A 17,421-nucleotide genomic window follows, 5' to 3' on the forward strand; every position below is an offset into this window, starting at 1 on the left:
CAGCGCGAAGTGAGGAGCCCATCGATGACGTAACCAACATCCCTTACCCGCCGAGGTCTGCGAGAGGATGAGACGACCATGGAGGATCGGTCTTCCCGGCGCATGCGAACACTGGTGACCCGAATGGCCCGCTCGAGGCCTGTCCGCTAATCAGTTCGAATGCGCGCTGATATCCATGATGGCCCGGAGCCCAGCACGCTCCAATCAGAGGCCGGATACATTGATGCAAGACCGCATCTGCCAGGTTGACGAAACCGCTTGCAACGCGCGGCCGGACCATACATTCGGGTCAAGAGCGTCGTCCTCTGCAATAGACGGCTGCCCGTCAACTTCCGCTATGCTTTGTTAGCGACCGAGATCGCGCGGCGGTGCAATATGTCGCGAATGGCCAACTCCAGACATTTCGAGCATGCCGCCAAGGCTCGTACGAGGCATTCGGAAATGTACATGTAGTTTGCAACAATGCCGGTGCCGCCGGCGGCAGTGGCATCGACAACACTTCACTCGACAATTGGTGAGTGGTTGCTCGACGTCAATCTTATGGGAGTCCTTTACGGCATCCGTACCTTGCTGCCGCACATCCGCGCCCAGCGCGAAGGCGGCCACATCGTCAACGCTGCGATGCAGCACACCGCGCCAATCGCGGCAATTAGCCGTGAGCATCGTGGATCCGGGGCTGATCTTTGCCCAGCGGCCTCCCAAAGGATTATGATCCGTCCGCTCACCGGGCATGCGCAAAAAACGCCGAAGCGTCGTGCCTGGAAAAAGAACAAACAGGGAGGATATCGCAATGTCGCGACTGAGCGGAATGCTTGCAGGTTCGCTGCTGGCGCTGTTGGCGCTTCCCGTAGGGGCTGCCGCGGAAAGCGGAAAATCGTGGACGATCTATGGCGGCGACGCTGCGAATACGCGCTTTAGCGCGCTCACCCAAATCAACAGGGACAATGTCGCCAAGCTGAGGGTGGCATGGGTGGCTCAGCTTGGTTCGTTGGAGGCCCAGGAATCGACCCCTCTGCTCGTGGGCGATACGCTATTCGTCACGACTTCCGCGGGGCCCCGCTATGTCTATGCGCTCAATGCGAAGGATGGTACGCCGAAATGGAAGTATGCGCCCGAGATTCCCGCAGACGTGCAGCCGACGACTTGCTGCGGGCTCGACAACCGGGGCGTCGCCTATGCGCGCGGCAAGCTGTTTCTTGGCCGGCTCGACGCCTACCTCGTCGCGCTCGATGCGAACACGGGCAAGGAGCTTTGGAAGACCCAGGTCGTCGACTACCACGAGGGCGCCGCGATCACCTCGCCGCCGATCCTTGTCAAGAACCTCGTGACCACCGGTTATGCCGGCGGCGAATACGGCGTTCGCGGTGCGATCACGGCCTACGACCAGGATACCGGCAAACAGGTGTGGCGCACTTATACGGTGCCTGTCGCCGGTGAGCCTGCCGCGGAAACCTGGAAGAACGACTCGTGGAAATATGGCGGCGGTGCCGCATGGCTCGTCGGCTCCTACGACCCGGAGCTCAACCTCGTCTATTACGGGGCCAGCAACCCTTCGCCGTGGGGAGCCTCGGCGCGCGGCCCGGATACGAGCGACTACGGCAAGTTCACCAACCTCTACACCGCCAGCACGCTGGCGCTCGACGCGGATACCGGCAAGATCGTCTGGCACTATCAGACGACACCGTACGACACCTGGGACTATGACGGCGTGAACGAACTCGTGCTCGCCGACCTCGACCTCAACGGGCAGAAGACGCCCGTCGGGCTCAAGGCCGACCGCAACGGCTTCTTCTACGTGCTCAATCGCAAGACCGGGGCGCTGATATCGGCCCAGCCCTTCGTCCTGGTCAACTGGGCAAAAGAGATCGACCTCAAGACCGGGCGGCCGGTCGAAGTCCCGGAAAAGCGGCCGCGGCTCGACGTTTGGGCAAAGGACATCTGCCCCAACCTGTTCGGGGGCAAAAACTGGGAGCCGATGGCCTATAACCCGCAGACCGGTCTGGTCTACATCCCGACCTTCAACCTCTGCATGGATCTCGTCGGCAAGAAGGAGGAAAGGAAGAAGGGCGCGTTTTTTCTTGCCGAGGAGTTCGATCTCGACAAGCCCGGTCCAGGCGGCTTCATGAGCGAAATGGTGGCATGGGATCCGATCAGTCAGAAGCGGGTCTGGGGCAGCAAAGAGGAGCTGCCTTTCTTGGGCGGCGCCCTGACGACAGCCGGCGGGCTCGTCTTCCACGGCAACATCCAGGGCTGGTTCAAGGCGCTCGATGCCAAAACCGGCGAGGAACTGTGGAAGTTCAACGCCGGGTCTGGGATCAGCCAGGGTGCGATCACCTACGAGCTTGATGGCAAGCAATACGTCGCCGTCGTCTCCGGCCGGCTCAAGACCCCACCAAGCTTCCTCGGGCATACCGGTGAACGGGTATTCGCCTCGAGCCCCGAGGGCGGCGCGCTGTTCGTCTTCGCGTTGACAGACTGAACCGGTCGACTGTGCCGTCGTGAGCATGGGGAAACTTAGCGGCGTGCAAGGACTCCCTGCGAGGATCGCTGTCGCGATCTTCGCGGGAGCGACCATTCTCGCCGTCTTCTTTGGTCTGCCCAGTGCGACGCGATATGCGCGCGCCGACGATCCTGCGGTCGCGGCCAAAAACCCTTACGGCGGCGACGCCAGCCGGGCCGCCGCGGGGCGCGGTCTATTCAACCAATATTGCGCGCATTGTCACGGGCCGAATGCGGTCAGCCCTGATCCGCCCCGAGACCTCCGCCGGCTCAAGCGTCGCTACGGCGAGAACATGGCCAACGTGTTCCACTCCACGGTCACGCATGGCCGACCTGACAAAGGTATGCCCAACTGGACGGGGCGGCTCGATGACGAGACGATATGGACCATCTGCACCTTTCTCCAGACCGTGCAGGCAGAGCCATGAAGTGAGGTGGCGGTGTAATTTTTGCCACGTCATTCCGGGACGGCACGTAGCGCCGGATCCGGAATCCAAACACAAATTCGGCGCCTGATTCGGGATCCCGAGTTCGCTCACTTTGCTCGCGCCCCGGAATGACATGGGATAGGAGGCGAGCCAATGCCCCGGCACGTGAACTATGTCCCGCACGGCGTGATCCCGGCGGTGCTGCTGCCATTTGATAACGATCTCGCCATCGACGAGGCGAGCTTCCGCAAGCACGTGCGAGACGTGGCCTCCGTCGAAGGCCTCTCGGCCATCACCGTCAACGCGCACTCAACTGAGGTCGGCTCGTGCAGTTTCGACGAGCAGCGCCGCGTGCTCGACATCGCACAGGACGAGATCGGGGCCAAGCTGCCGCTGATCAACGGCATCTGGGCCGACGGCAGCCTCGAGGCGGCGCGCCTTGCGCGCATGGCGACGGAAGTCGGCGCCTCCGCGCTCTTGGTGTTCCCGCCGGCGCCGTTCACCCTCGGCCAGTCGCCGCAAATGGCGCTCGCGCATTTCAAGCGCATCGCCGACGCGGCTGACCTGCCGCTGATCGTGTTCCAGTATCCGCTCGCGACCGGCCAAGGCTATCCGAAGGATACGCTGCTGAAGCTGTGCGAGGAGGTGCCAACCGTCCGCGCCATCAAGGACTGGATCGGCAACGTGCCGCATCACGAGTGGCATCTGCGCACACTGCAGAATCTGCCGCGGCCGGTGAATGTGCTCAGTACGCATAGCGCCTGGTTGCTTTCTTCGCTGGTGCTTGGCTGCAATGGGTTGCTGTCAGGTTCCGGCAGCGTGATCGCCGATTTGCAGGCGCGCCTGTTCCGCGCGGTGCAGGGCAACGACCTCGCGGAGGCCAAGCGGCTCAACGACCGCATCGAGCCGCTGATGCGCGTGTTCTACGCCGATCCCTTCGTCGATATGCACAACCGTATGAAAGAGGCGCTGGTGCTGCTCGGCAAATTGCCGCGTGCAGTCGTGCGCCCGCCGTTGGTGAAGATCGAGCGCTCTGAGATCATGCGCATTCGTCAGGCGCTGATCGAGGCCGTCTTACTCGACAAGAACGCGCGCGATGCGGCCTAACCTCTTTCCGTTATTCTGAGCAGCGAGCGAAGCGGGTCTTGAAGGAGCCCGTACCGTCGCCCTTTTAGGGCCGCGCGCACGCGCGGCCAGCGTACGTCCTCGGATACCGCCGCCAAAAGTCGCTCGTCGGCGGCAGGAAGGATGGCGAGATCATCTGCACCAAGCAGGGTGTGAGCCCCGCGGCCGGCCGGCGATAGCCGCCCGCCGGTATCGCGAGCCGCGCTGCAGGCCCGCTGCCGGGGTACCGTCGCAACGCAGCGCCGGGCAAATCGCGCATAGCAAGTGTCGCATCCGCCGCCGGTCGCGCGAGCAATGCCTGCTCATTTCGCGAGCAACACATGCGACAAATTGAGTACGTCCATGGGTTGAAGCTTGCCCTGGATCGCGATTGCTAAAGAGAGCAGATTACTCAGCAAGAGCCTGCCAAGGGCCGGAAAGGGAGGATAGTCGATGCGGGCTCACGCCGCCTGGGTGCATGGAGTCCAAATGTCCGCAGCCGTGCCTTGCATTGCGCGGCACGTGCGGACGACGACATCGACCGACCGAACTCCACCTGATCAGAACGCACAGGAGGAACGGACCATGACTGAGAAGTGGAAAGACGAGGAGGGGGCGCAGAACTTCTGGTATCGCGGCAAGGTCACGCGTCGTCGCGTCATCGGTTGGGGCGGTGGGGCGATCGGCGCCGTGATGCTGGTGCCGGCGCCCTGGCGCGCCGCCTTCGGCGCCGCCAAGCCGTACAAAATCGGCTCAGAGCAGCCCTTATCCGGCGCCGGTGCCGCCGGTGGCAAAACCGCGCTGGTCGGTTTGCAGATGGCGGTCGACCGTATCAACCAGATGGCCGGCATCATGGACCGGCCGATCGAGTTGGTGATTGCGGACGACGAGTCCAAGCCCGATGTTGCCCGCCGCAAGACGCAGAAGATGGTGGAGGAGGACAAGATCGACGTCCATGTCGGCGGCTTCCTTTCCAATATTTGTCTCGCCTGCATGCCGGTCTGGGAGGAAGCCAAGATCGTCAACATGATCAGTGTGTGCCTCGACACGACGCTCACCACCTCCAAGTGCAACCGCTACAGCTTCCGTGTCCACGACTACGCGCCGGCGCAGGCGGTCGCCTTCGGCCCGATGCTCGCCAAGATGGGCAAGAAGTGGCACATCGCCTATGCTGACTATTCGTGGGGCCAGTCGACGCGTGACGCTTACGCGGCGGAGATCAGGAAGAACGGCGGCGAGGTCGTCGGCACGACCGGCATCCCGCTCGGTACCGCCGACATGACGCCCTTCCTGTCGAAGATTTCCGGCGACTTCGACGGATTATTCGGCATCTTCTTCGGAAAGGACGGCGTGACCATCGGCAACCAGGCCTATGATCTCGGCCTCGCCAAGAAGTACAAATGGGCCGGTGACGGCGCCATCTGCGAATCCGCCAATCTGCCGGCGCTCGGGAACAAGATCGACGGCTTTGTCGCCATCAACCGCTACGTCCCGATCTTCCAGGGCGCGCTCGATACGCCCCATCACCACCGCTTCTTCGACGAGGCCAAGAAGCGGCTGGCCAAGATCGATCGATCCGGTCCGCTGCCCGACCGTTACGTGCAGTCGAACTACGAGGCCATGAACGCGCTCAAGCACGGCATGGAGATGTCGAAATTCGAGACGCGCGAGGACACGATGAAGCTGATCGAGGCGTTGGAAGGGCTCGAGATGAAGCTCAGCGACGACTTCCCGCAGGGGGATAAGACGCTGCGCAAGGCCGATCACCAGGCGTTCCTCAACCAGTTCCTCTACACCGTCAAAGGCGGTCAGTTCGAGCTGTTCGAAATGGTGCCGAAGGACAAGACCATCGTTCCTCCGGCCTGCAAATTCCCCGCTGCGTAAGTGAGCGGAGAAGCTGTCAACGACGTGCGCTCCCCGGCGAATGGCCGGACAGCGGCGTCGGTTCCTGTACTCAAGACCGAACTGTTGACTGTCCGGTTCGGCGGCCTGGCGGCACTGTCCAAGGTCAATTTCGAGGTCAAGCGCGACGAGGTGTGCGCCATCATCGGCCCGAATGGAGCCGGCAAGAGCACTTTCTTCAATTGCTTGACCGGCGTGCTCAAACCCACCTCCGGCCGCATCCTATTCGACGGCGAGGACATCACCGGGCTGCCGTCCAACACCATCTCGCAGAAGGGCATCGCGCGCTCCTATCAGATCACCAACATCATGCCCAACGCCTCGGCGCTGGAAAACGTCCGCATTGCCGCGCAGTCGCGCCGGCATGCCTGGAACATGATCTCGCATCACTCCGCCTTCCCCAACATCAACGAGAGGGCCGAGGCGGCGCTTCGATCGGTGGGCCTGCTTGACAAGGCGGACCAGCTTGCCGCCAATCTGTCGCACGGCGAACAGCGTAATCTGGAGATCGGCATTGCGCTTGCGACTGAGCCAACCTTGTTGTGTCTTGACGAGCCGACCGCCGGCATGAGCACGGCGGAGACGCATGACACCCTGCAACTCGTGCGCCGCATCGCCAAGAATTTGACGATCCTGATCGTCGAGCACGACATGCAGGTGGTGATGGAGCTGTGCCATCGCATCACCGTGCTGCATTACGGCGAAATCCTCGCCGACGGCACGCCGGAGGAGATACAGCGCAATTCCAAGGTGCAGGAGGTCTATCTCAAGACATGAACCAGACCGCGCCCCGCACCGAGCCGATCGTCCTGGTCGAGGACGTGCATACCTATTACGGCAAGAGCCACATCCTACATGGCGTCACGCTGCACGTGCAGCCGGGCGAAGTGGTGGGCCTGCTCGGCCGCAACGGCGTCGGCAAGTCGACCACGCTCAAGACCATCATGGGACTGGTGCGGCCCAGCCACGGCTCTGTTCTGCTCGACGGCAACGCCATCTCCGGCCTGCCCCCGCACAAGCTTGCCCGCCTCGGCATCGGCTATGTGCCGGAGGATCGGCGCATTTTCCGCCTGCTCACGGTGATGGAGAACCTGCGCACCGGGCTCGACCGCAACGGCGTCACCGAAGAGCGCAAAGCGGGGCTGCTCGACAAGGCGTTCACCTACTTCCCCGTGCTCGCCGAGCGGCGCAACCAGGCCGGCGGCACGCTTTCGGGCGGCGAGCAGCAAATGCTAGCGATCGCGCGCGCCATGATGCTGGAGCCCAAGATCATCCTGCTCGATGAGCCGACCGAAGGGTTGATGCCGCGGATGGTGTCGCAAATCCGCCAGATCATCGACGTGCTGCATCGCGAGGGTGTCGCCATCCTGCTGGTCGAGCAGAACGTGCCGCTGACGCTCGAGGCGAGCGAGCGCGTCTACATCATGGAGAAGGGCCTCGTGCGCCACCATTGCGCGGCGTCCGAGATCAAGGTCGACGATCCGGTCATCAGACAGCATCTGGGGGTCTAGGGATGGACGCAGTCGCGCACTTCTTTCAGAGCATTCCGGTGGACTTGCTGATCATTCAGACCGTGAATGGCGTGGTCACCGGCATGATCCTGGCGCTGGTCGCCTCGGGTCTGACGCTCATCTTCGGCATCATGGATGTGGTCAACTTCGCGCATGGCGAATTGTTCATGCTCGGCGCCTATGTCGGCGTGCTGGTCCTGACCGCGACGGGGAGCTTCTGGATAGCGCTCGTGCTGTCCGCCTTGATCGTCGCCCTCCTCGGCGCGGCCATACAGGTCGCCACCCTGCGTCCGCTGCTCGGCCGCGATTCGCTCAACACGATTCTTGCCACATTCGGCATATCGTTGATCCTGCAGAACTACGCGCTGTGGCAATTCGGCCCGGTGGCGCGCAAGATCGGCGAACCGATCACCAGCCACTTCAACCTGTTCTATCTCACTTATCCCTGGTACCGCATTCTGATCGCCTTGTTGTCGGCGGCGATCATCGGCGGCTTCTGGCTGTTCCTCAAATACGGCAAATACGGCGTCTGGATCCGCGCCACCACCCAGGACCGCGTGATGGCGCAGGCCATGGGCATCCCGGTTCCGATGGTGTACACCGCGGTGTTTGCGATCGGCGCAGCGATGGCGGCGGCGAGCGGGGTGCTGTTTGCCCCGCTGGTCAGCGTCAACCACACCATGGGGCTCGACTGGGTGCTCAAGGCCTTCATCGTCGTGGTGATCGGCGGCATGGGCAATCTCGGTGGCTCGATCGGGGCGGCGATCTTCATCAGCCTGCTCGAAGCCTATGCGGCGATCTGGGTCGATCCCTCGCAAGCGGTGATCGTCTCCTTCGTGGTGCTGATCCTCACGCTCCTGTTCCGGCCGACCGGCCTCTTCGTTCCGACGCCCAAATGACAACCGGCCCGCTCAGCAAATCGATGCCGCTCACAACGAAATTGAGCCACACCGCCGTCTTCTGGATCGGCTTCTGCGTGGTCATGGCGGTGCTGATTGTCGCGCCGCTGGTGCTGCCCGAATACTGGCGGCGCTTCCTCACCGAAATCCTGATCTGGGGCCTGCTTGCGATGTCGTCCGACATCCTCATCGGCTATACCGGCATGGTCTCCTTCGGGCATTCGGCGTTCTTCGGACTCGGCATGTATGGCGCGGCGGCGGCGCTCTTGATCGTCAGCCCGCCCAATCTGTGGCTTGCCATTCTGTTCGGGCTCGGCGGGGCCGCGGGCGCGGCGCTGTTCGTTGCCTATTTCTCCACGCGACTGCGCGACATCTACTTCGCCATCACCACGTTGATCTTCTCGCAGATCTTCTATGTGATAATCTTCACCTGGACCGAGGTGACCGGCGGCGAGAACGGACTGATCTTCTCGCGCCCGCATTTCACAATCCCGTTCCTCTATGACACACGTTTCTCGACCGCAACGCTGCACTGGTTCGTGCTGGCGGTGGTCGCCGGCTCTTATGTGCTTCTGCGCCGCATCATGCAGTCGCCCTTCGGCATGGTGCTGCAGTCAATCCGCGAGAACGAGGCGCGCACGCGGGCGATCGGCTATCCGGTCGAGCGCTACAAGATCGTGGCGGTGATGCTGTCCGGTCTGTTCGCTGGGCTTGCCGGCGTGCTCTACGCCGTGCAGAACCAGTTCGCGGCGGCGGAATTCGTGTTCTTCACCACCTCGGGCGACACCGTCATCTTCAACGTCATGGGCGGCATCGGCACGCTGGTCGGCCCCATCGTCGGCGCCGGCTTCTTCCAACTCATTCGCGAGCTGCTGTCGCGCATTTTCGGCGATCAGTTCCCGTATCTCATCCCGCTCGGCGTGATCTTCATCGTCATGATCATCTTCCTGCCGCAGGGCCTACTCGGCTTTGCCCGGCGCTGGCTCAATCGCTAGCGTCACCCTGCCCGAGCCCGCTAGAGTGGTCGAGCAATGCTCGTTACGAATCGACCGACGCCCGAGGGCAATCACCTCGTCGGTAAAATGACCGTGTCCGCTGCCAGCCGGGTGGGCTCGAGAGATTAGCACTTTGTTGCCGACCCGCGAGTGGCAATGGAGCAGCCTCTTGCCTTGCGCACTGCGGGATGTTTTCAACGCGCTGATGACGGCTTCGGGTCACGACCGTCGCCCTCTGCAATAGACGGCTGCCCGTCAACTTCCGCTATGCTTTGTTAGCGACCGGGATCGCGCGGCGGTGCAACATGTCGCGAAGGGCCAAAAAGAGACCTTAACCACCTGCACCTCGCGCGAGCCTACTGGTCGGGCACCTCTACGCGAGGATCATCAGCCCGCACGGAAGTTTGCAATTGGACGGGATCAACCTGCTTACGCTGTGCCCATTCGACGAGGTTGGCCGGCGATAGATTGGATCGGCACGCCACCGCTTGAACACGCTGGCGTCGATCGTCTCGTTGCCGTCATCGCCGGGTCGCCAACCACCTGTAGATGATGCCAACAGTGTGCGATCCGAAAGTAGGCTGGGTGCGAATGATTTGAACGGCGGTAACGCTCAGGGAAATTAGTGCCAGTAACCGGTACCGGTACCTGACGCGATTCAATCCCGCATCACCGCGGGCGGGGATGCCCCACCCCGCCGATGGCCCTCGCACCTGGCGCGCCTGCGTTTCGCTCGGCGCCTGGTGCCGCCTGGGCAGCAGGCGCAGTACTCACCTTGTTCCCCCGCCCAGATCCCGCAGCTATTGCATTTCAACTTGGGTTTGTACCATATGGAGGCTGGTTCACACGGTACAAGAAGCGCCATGTCATCGCAGATTGTTGCTTACTACCGCGTCTCGACGCATAAGCAGGGCCGGTCAGGCCTAGGGCTGGATGCACAGCGCAAGGCTGTCACACAGTTCGCCACCAGTGAAGGCCTGGAGATCGCCCAGGAGTTCATCGAGGTCGAGACCGGCAAAGGTGCGGACGCCCTGAACAAGCGCCCACAGCTCGCCGCTGCGCTCCGTACGGCCAAGCGGCTGAAGGCCGAGATCGTCGTCGCCAGGCTCGACCGCCTGTCGCGCGATGTTGCCTTCATCGCAGACCTGATGAGCAAGCGGGTTCCGTTCATAGTCACCCAGCTCGGCAGGAATGTGGATCCGTTCATGCTGCACATCTATGCCGCCATGGCCGAGAAGGAGCGCGAAACCATCGCCCAGCGCACCAGGGACGCTCTCCAGGCCGCAAAAGCACGTGGTGTGCAGCTCGGTGACCCCGGGCTGGGCGCAAGGAACGCGGCCACTGCAGCAGCTCGTGACGCCGGCCTGGTCGACATCCTGCACAAGATCGGCTGGGAATTACCCTACCGCGAGATCGCGGACGATCTGAACGAGCGCAAGGTGCCTGCACCCCGCGGCGGCACCTGGTCGGCAATGTCGGTGATGCGAATGTTGAAGCGGCTTGGCCTGCGCGACCACGAATGAATCTGTCGATATTGGAGAGCTTTTAGGCGCTCAAATACGGTCCGGTCGCTGCTGACTTGGCTTGCCGGGTGCCAGATGTCAATCCTTGTCGTGGTGCTCGACGATCTGCCTGATGGTGACGCAAATGCCTTCGTCCTCGCCCGAGACCTGCGTCGGCAACACCTTGCCCAGCAGCGTCATGAATGGTGCGGGGTTCTGCTTCGCCTGTACGATGAGATAGTTCACGAGGCCGTCGGGCTCGCCGCCGCCGGCGGTTTCGGCCGCCTTCAGGACCGCGTCCTTGAGCAAGGCGGTGGTCTTATTCGGCACGCCTTTGGGCCGCCCTGGTCCGGGCGTGCCATCACCTGGGCGCGGGTTTTTTACGGTTTCTTTAACCTGCATATCGGTTCCCCTCAGACACCAGTTCCCGCGTCACGGTCGAGTCTCAGGAGCGCTCGATTTTGAACGCTAACTTGACCTTCGCGCGACCTTTACCTTCGGGTCCAGCTGCATATCGCGTCATCGCAACCTCGGCTTTTGGTTTCTGGCTCAATGACATCCGACCGGCTCATTGGGGTGTGAACCCAGTATACTGCTATGCGTCCTGACCGGCGATGCCTCGTGCTGCTCAACAAGGTTATTCATATTCGTCCTCCTTGTGTTTGCGGTGCCTATGCCTATGGATAGGAGGAGTGGAGCGGTGACGCCGTCAAGGCGTCACACTCCTCCTAGCTTGGATGATGGTCTCCGAAACTGGGCGTTTCCATGCGCCCCTCATCGGTCCGTGGATAGTCCCCTGGTCCCGGTCCTCGGCTTGGGAGCCGTTCCGCGAAACAGCACTCGGCATCCAACATGGCCATTTTTGGGGTTGTTGTTACAGCTATAGTCGCGCAGTTCGCCATCCTGAACCATCGTGCATCCAAAGGCTCCGTCTTGCTTCTTAAGTTTTCTCCGCAGGCCTCTCTGACGGACTGTTCGGTGGCGTAGCCAAACGGCGCCTCGCGGCTCTGTGCGGCGGCAATGGCTAGCGCAGTGAATATCAAAACGGCGAGGCCTCTGACGCGCGGCCGCGGCCTGAGATTGGCCAGGCGCTCGCGCTTTAGCTCGTCGGAGGCCGCGGTTTGCATACCAGCGTCGCTTCCAATGTCATCAGATACTTATCGATTCAGCCGGGGCATCACCATGGTGCTTGTTGTAGACCCGAGGTGCGGGCATCTCAGCACTTCGTGATTGCAGTTGCTTCCGTGCAATTCAGAAAAGGTGTCCACCACCTCGGACCTAGATCCCTCTAAGAGAATGAACCAGATTGGATTAGGATCAGCATAATGGTCTACGCTATCGAACTCTGCACGAGACGGAACGGCTTAGTCGTGAGGTACGGAAAGGACGCTGGTGGCGAGCTGAACGGACCGTCCAGTTGCGTCTGGATGGTGCCGGGGACTTGGAGTGAATGATCGTCTCTGTCGATCGCGTCGCGAGTTAACCGCATGTCGGATTTATACACACCGCGTGAAAAACCCACGCCGGAGCAGCGCTCGGCCAGAGAGGCTGAGCGTCGGCGCGACGCAGAACAGGCCATGCGGGAACATCAGCTCGCGCAAGAGGCCTTTCACAGGAATCGCGAACGGCTGAAAACCGAGCGACTGGCACGCGAAGCGGCGGCCAGAAAATAGCGCTGCGTCACCATTGTCCATGACGCGCGCGAGACGACAACAGTCCGCCCTATTCCGCCGCCTCCGCCACCGGCTCGCACACCCCGGAATCAATGTGCAACTCGATCCGGCTCACTGCGAACGAACGATCGGACTGGACGATCGCGACGTAATTGCGCGAGAACAATTGAGGAGTTCGCGGCGCCGATGAATGGCGCCGAGCAGCCGTCATGGCTGCAAGGGCGCGCTGCCCTCCAACCTGAACGCCCCGCGATCGGCCGGCAACGCTCGCCGAGTTGCTCGAACGCGGGACGCTCGCTGGTCTCGTTGAGGTGCGATGGCAAGTCGCCGAAGTTCCTGATCATTTCGTCCTCGATCTTGCCCGAGGCACATCCCCGAGCCGGCCGGGACCAGGACAAGACACCACAGAACGGGGGAGAGAGAGGCGATCGGACAAGGCGGACAAAGCGGACATTTGTCCGCCTCTGTCCCTGTCCAAAAACGGACAGACAGGACAGGACACTAAGAGAGTGTCCTGTCTGTCCGTCCATTGGCGTCCCCTTTAGCTGTGGGTGGAACTTGTCGAGCCGCCCTGTCCGCCCGAGGCGGGCTCGACCAGCCAGACGTAATCGATCCCGGCGACCTACCGGGAACAGACCAGTTCCCTTTCGCGTGCCTGTTGCAGCGCCCGCTTGAACGCCTTGGCCTTGGCCGCCGCCTTGGCCTTGGCATCGCCCTCCGCCGGATATGCCCTCGCGAACTCGAAGCGGACGGTGTCGAGAGGGACGACCCTGACTGTCGGCCCCTCGTTGCCATAGGGCTGCATCGGCTCGCCGTGCTCGATGACGGTCGTTTCCAGTGCGGTCTTGAAGATGCGCAGGGACTTCGGCCAGCGCTCCCTCGGCGCGCAGGAGGTCTGCGCCGACGTTCGATCCGCCTTCCATTCCACGACGCACGTTGTCTCAAAACCCATGTTGACCACCCTCAGCTCGAACGGCGTTTCGGTGCCGACCTTGCCGCCGCGGAGCTTTCGCAGTGCCAGGCGCATGTTGCTGATGGTGCCGTTGATTTCCCGGTCGGCCAGCAGCGCCAAGATGACATCGGCGGCGGCTTCCTTGGCCGACGTGCCTCGCGTGCCGGTTTCCACGGCCTTGCCAAAATGGTCGACGGCAAGCACGAAGGCGCCGGTTTGCCGGCCCAGCTCGCCGAGCCGGTTCATGATGCGCTGGCCTTCGGCGGCGTCGTTGGCGTCCTTGAAATTGCCGGCCGCGCTCAGCGTGTCGATGATGATAAGGACCAGCGGCAGGTCGAATTGATCGCTGATGTTCTGGGCCGCCTGCTTTACGGTTGCCACGAGCCGAGCGAAATCGCCGCTGTCTTGCAGGTTCGGGCAGTCCTCGATCCAGGCAAAAGGCAGCGAATCCAAATTGGCCGAGGCCCGCTGTCCCAATACCCCACTCGCAAGCGCCGCCGGCCGCAGCTTCTCTTCGACCACGCCCTCCAGCCGGATCGGAATTTCGTAGGCGCCTTCGGCGGCGACAAAGACCACGCCGCCGCGCCGGATGACTTCCCGTCCGGCAAAGGGCGTAGCGGTCATGACCGATGCGGCAAGGTCGAGCACGGCGAAGGTCTTTGCCGTGCCCCATTGTCCCGATGCGAGACCTGTGCCGTTTTCAAAAATCAGATCCTTGACCAGCCACGAGCGCAGCTCGCGATCGTATGTCTTGCCGTGCCAGAACAACTCGAAGAGCGGTGGGCTTTGCTGCGCGCCGGCAGTCCCGGCGCTGCCCGAGGCTCCGCCGGTCCCGGTCTCGGCTTTGATTTTTCGCTTGTGCAAGCAGCGGGCGATCTCCTGCGCGAGCCGGTTGCCGTAGCGCCCGGGGACGATAGGTTTGCCGGCAATGCGCCTTTCGATGCGCTCCGCCGACCAGCCGCAGTCGGCCAGGCAGCAGACCGCGCGATGAAACGCGGCGCTGAGATCTTTCTGTGGGGGGACGCCGTTCTCGATCAGCTCGATCAGCTCGTCCGGCAGGCCTGCGTCCCCAAACCCATCGCCGGTATTCTGGTTTCCGGCGTTTGGCTTGTACGCGAACTCGTCATCCAGTTCGGCTTGCTTGTCTTGCTCTGCTTGCTGCTCCGGATCGAGTTCGTCGGCCCGCGACGCACGCGCGTTCTGGCAGCCGTCAAGCTCCGCGACGACGGCATCGATTTCGTCTCCGATGTCGACCAGGTGCGGCCACTTGTCGACAATGCCCGGCAGCGGATTGCCGGTGACGACGATGTAGCGCTCGGCGCCGCGATAGCTCTCGACCTCGACGGAGCTTCCGGGGATCTTCTGCTTGCGGTGCATCTTGGCGCCACCGCAGCCAAAGCCGATGACGTGCAAGCCCGTGCCTGAGACCGAGATCTCGGTGTAGGAGGTCGCGCGATCGACATAGGCCATGGCCTCCGCCACGATGTCTCCCGTTGCCGGGTGACGGGTATTGTCGAGATCGAAGGCGGCAATGTCGGTGCCGGACAGATTGAATCCGATACCGTCGCATTTGTCGGCCTCGAACGCAGCGAGCGCCTGCTCATAGGTGCCCCAGGTCGTCGGATCGTTATTCCTGGCGTAGCTGGTCGGGTTCTTGGGCTGAAGTGGTGGCTTGGTCCACTTGCCAATGCCCCTCTTGTCGACCCTCCATTCCCAGCGCCAGCACACCCAATTGGGTAGCGCCTTTAGCGGATCGAGCGCTGGCGGGAGGTTGCGAAGGTCGCCCTGCAGCGTGACCGGACGGTCGGGCTTGCCGTGCATCATGTTCGATCCTCCGAACTCCTTGCGGGCTCAGCGCAAAATGGCATTGATGTTCGTGGCCCAGTCGTGCGTGGGCGGGTTTTCGTTCATAACCGCTCCTCCCCGCACGCCGCCGCTCGCAGTTGCAGCTCGACTTGCCGGATGCGGGGATCTCGCTCGGCCATCGCCTCGAACAGCTCGCGGCAATGCGCCTCGGGAACGAGGTCGGTGTCAGCAGCATTCTCTACGAAAGGCACAAAGGCGCGCAGCCTCACGCCGGCGCAGAGGCATTTCACGATTGTGAACCAGGCGAGGCCCGACGGCAGGCGGCTGTCGAACTTGCCGCGGCTGAGCAGATGATTTTGCAAGATCTCAGCACGGTGACTGCGCCGGATGCGGTGCTTCCGGTCGCGCTTGCGCTCGAAGAAGAGGCGGTCGGAGTCGCAGGCTTTGTCGACCAGCTTTTGCAGCTCCTCGAGCATCCGGCGATGTTGTTTGTTCATTGGACGCACGCCCTCGTTCGCGCCCCAGGCGGGGCGCGTGATTCTGATTTTCTCTCCGTTGTGTGATTGCCCCCGGCGCGGCTCCAACAGCGCAGGCGAGGCAAACCCGTGGACGGGCGAAAAGCGAAGGGCTATAACCGCATTCTGTGACGCCCTTCGGAAGTCTCGCGCCCCGGGGTTTCTGGTTTTGCAAGGCGCCCGCCGTCCAGAGCGAGCGCTTCGCGTTTTACGGATCCTCCCTTAGGCTTCCGCGCTACCAGAAGCGCGGCATTTCCAACTCCGTTTTCCCACTGTATGAGCGGGGCGTTCGAAATCGTTCCTGGTCCGCGTTAGGCGTTAATTTCCTCGCGCTGACCGCGGGCGGATTTCGCAGGCTTCGCTTTGGCGCGGCCTTCGGGGCGAGCGGGGTTCTCGGCCATCGCCCAGTCGGCCTTGCTGGCGGCTTCGCGCTCGGCTGCGGCCTTCGCGGCCTCGGCTGCGCTGGCGAGTTCGCGCTCGCGACGCCACTCGGCCGCGCTTTCAATCGTGATGAGAGTCCGCTTGCCGAGCCGCATCTCGCGCGGCCCCTGACCCCGCTTCTTCAGCTTGTAGTAGAATCCCTCGGAGATCCCGTGCGCGTCGCAGAACTCCAGAATGGAGAGAGCCAGGCGCGGCGGCGGCGGCCCGACAGCAGCGAACTGGGTGCGGGATTTCGGCATGCTCGACTCCTCTGGGGGGTGAGGGGCCGACGCCGCTTGGCAACGTGGCGATAGATGCGGTGACTTCGGCATAATAGAAACCCCGTAGGAGGACGCGAATTGCGTCTCCTACATGAGGCCGAAGGTGTGTTGTCGATAGCGACAACTCGCGACAATCTGCGACAACTGACGACAAGTCGCGACAGCCGCCATTGTCGCAATTGGTCCTATTCGCCCTTTAGCGCCCGCTGGATGGTCCTGACGGCGGGAGGCTTCTTATTCAGCTGCTCGAATTTCTCCTGGATGGCTTTATCGCGCTCTTTCGCTCGTCCCTTGAAGCCGTCCGGCCACAGCTGCTTATGGATTTCCCGCACCAATTGTCGGAGCAAAGCTTGCTCGCTCGGGGCGATAGAAGCTGCGCTCGACGGCCCACCGCTCGATTGCTTCTGGCTGTTTGGATCTTGCTGGCGATGGTCGCCCAGCGGGCGGTGGAGATCGCCTTCGACAACGAAGATCGGCGCGTTCTCCGGTCGGTAAAACAAGTCGAACCGCTCGGTCGTAATCCTGACCTCGCCGTTCTCGTCCGGCAACAGGCATGTACCGCTTTCGAACCAGCGCAAGGCAGTTTCGGTCGCCCAGCAGCGGGAGAGGATCTCGGACAACTCACCAGTGTCCGGCCGTAAGACGGCAGCCCGGATCAAGCCGCTGTGCAGTTTAGCCCGTATCTCGACTTGAGCTGATTTGATGGAGGTCTGCCGCGCCTCTGCGAGCTGTTCGATAGCGGACTTCAAGGGCACGTATCCCTCGGGTACGAAATCGTCATCCATTCGCGCGCACCTCGCGAGCACCGTGAGGCACGCGGAAACCGGCGGTGCGAGCCGGCTTCTCGGGAGCTACCCTATCCGCGCTGATGGCTAGCTTACGTGCTGCTCGTGCTCCCTACAAAGAATTTTTTTGGCTGCCCGTCTTGTAGTAT

Annotated in this window: 15 protein-coding genes; 10 read left to right on the top strand and 5 right to left on the bottom strand. The window is 62.4% G+C overall.

Features of this window, described 5'->3' with window-relative positions; genetic code table 11:
- Window positions 1–790: 790 nt before the first annotated feature.
- The 9 genes from YY7_RS0117040 (at window position 791) to YY7_RS0117080 (ending at window position 10,861) form a co-directional block, all read left to right on the top strand.
- Window positions 791–2,479 carry a PQQ-dependent dehydrogenase, methanol/ethanol family gene (locus YY7_RS0117040; protein WP_028164304.1) on the top strand — a complete coding sequence of 563 codons (1,689 nt, stop codon included), beginning with the start codon at window positions 791–793 and terminating at the stop codon, window positions 2,477–2,479.
- Window positions 2,480–2,522: 43 nt separating this feature from the next.
- Window positions 2,523–2,927: a c-type cytochrome gene (locus YY7_RS51870; protein ID WP_196237279.1), complete on the top strand. Its 405-nt coding sequence runs from the start codon at window positions 2,523–2,525 to the stop codon at window positions 2,925–2,927.
- Window positions 2,928–3,080: 153 nt separating this feature from the next.
- Entirely contained in the window at window positions 3,081–4,034 is a 954-nt protein-coding gene (locus tag YY7_RS0117050; protein ID WP_028164305.1) for a dihydrodipicolinate synthase family protein, read from the top strand.
- 582 nt (window positions 4,035–4,616) lie between these two features.
- Window positions 4,617–5,915: an ABC transporter substrate-binding protein gene (locus YY7_RS0117055; RefSeq protein ID WP_028164306.1), complete on the top strand. Its 1,299-nt coding sequence runs from the start codon at window positions 4,617–4,619 to the stop codon at window positions 5,913–5,915.
- An 84-nt stretch (window positions 5,916–5,999) separates the two neighbouring features.
- On the top strand, window positions 6,000–6,710 hold the full coding sequence (locus YY7_RS0117060) for an ABC transporter ATP-binding protein (protein WP_245287298.1): 711 nt from the start codon (window positions 6,000–6,002) through the stop codon (window positions 6,708–6,710).
- Window positions 6,707–7,444 carry an ABC transporter ATP-binding protein gene (locus tag YY7_RS0117065; RefSeq protein WP_035690354.1) on the top strand — a complete coding sequence of 246 codons (738 nt, stop codon included), beginning with the start codon at window positions 6,707–6,709 and terminating at the stop codon, window positions 7,442–7,444. Before YY7_RS0117060 ends, YY7_RS0117065 begins: the two co-directional genes overlap by 4 nt.
- A gap of 2 nt (window positions 7,445–7,446) precedes the next feature.
- Window positions 7,447–8,343 carry a branched-chain amino acid ABC transporter permease gene (locus YY7_RS0117070; protein WP_051396757.1) on the top strand — a complete coding sequence of 299 codons (897 nt, stop codon included), beginning with the start codon at window positions 7,447–7,449 and terminating at the stop codon, window positions 8,341–8,343.
- A complete protein-coding gene (locus tag YY7_RS0117075) occupies window positions 8,340–9,338 on the top strand; it encodes a branched-chain amino acid ABC transporter permease (RefSeq protein ID WP_051396758.1) in 999 nt (332 codons plus the stop codon). Before YY7_RS0117070 ends, YY7_RS0117075 begins: the two co-directional genes overlap by 4 nt.
- Window positions 9,339–10,201: 863 nt before the next feature.
- Window positions 10,202–10,861 (top strand): recombinase family protein, encoded by a 660-nt coding sequence (locus YY7_RS0117080; protein ID WP_028164311.1) that lies wholly within the window; start codon window positions 10,202–10,204, stop codon window positions 10,859–10,861.
- Between the two features lie 78 nt (window positions 10,862–10,939).
- Here YY7_RS0117080 and YY7_RS0117085 read toward each other — a convergent pair whose 3' ends face one another.
- Entirely contained in the window at window positions 10,940–11,170 is a 231-nt protein-coding gene (locus YY7_RS0117085; protein WP_349642661.1) for a hypothetical protein, read from the bottom strand.
- A gap of 1,157 nt (window positions 11,171–12,327) precedes the next feature.
- Here YY7_RS0117085 and YY7_RS58120 point away from each other — a divergent pair.
- Window positions 12,328–12,513: a hypothetical protein gene (locus tag YY7_RS58120; protein ID WP_080663734.1), complete on the top strand. Its 186-nt coding sequence runs from the start codon at window positions 12,328–12,330 to the stop codon at window positions 12,511–12,513.
- A gap of 622 nt (window positions 12,514–13,135) precedes the next feature.
- Here the strand turns inward: YY7_RS58120 and YY7_RS56585 are convergent.
- The 4 genes from YY7_RS56585 to YY7_RS0117120 all read right to left on the bottom strand — a co-directional run bounded on the left by YY7_RS56585 (window position 13,136) and on the right by YY7_RS0117120 (window position 17,272).
- On the bottom strand, window positions 13,136–15,289 hold the full coding sequence (locus YY7_RS56585) for an AAA family ATPase (protein WP_051396759.1): 2,154 nt from the start codon (window positions 15,287–15,289) through the stop codon (window positions 13,136–13,138).
- Window positions 15,290–15,372: 83 nt separating this feature from the next.
- A complete protein-coding gene (locus YY7_RS0117110; protein ID WP_028164315.1) occupies window positions 15,373–15,747 on the bottom strand; it encodes a hypothetical protein in 375 nt (124 codons plus the stop codon).
- A gap of 350 nt (window positions 15,748–16,097) precedes the next feature.
- Window positions 16,098–16,466 (bottom strand): hypothetical protein, encoded by a 369-nt coding sequence (locus YY7_RS61910; RefSeq protein ID WP_063623377.1) that lies wholly within the window; start codon window positions 16,464–16,466, stop codon window positions 16,098–16,100.
- Between the two features lie 206 nt (window positions 16,467–16,672).
- Window positions 16,673–17,272, bottom strand: coding sequence for a hypothetical protein (locus YY7_RS0117120; protein WP_028164316.1), 600 nt, complete (start codon window positions 17,270–17,272; stop codon window positions 16,673–16,675).
- Window positions 17,273–17,421: the final 149 nt, after the last annotated feature.

Origin of the sequence: Bradyrhizobium elkanii WSM2783, from assembly GCF_000472865.1 — a bacterium.
GTDB classification, from domain to species: Bacteria; Pseudomonadota; Alphaproteobacteria; order Rhizobiales; family Xanthobacteraceae; genus Bradyrhizobium; species Bradyrhizobium elkanii_A.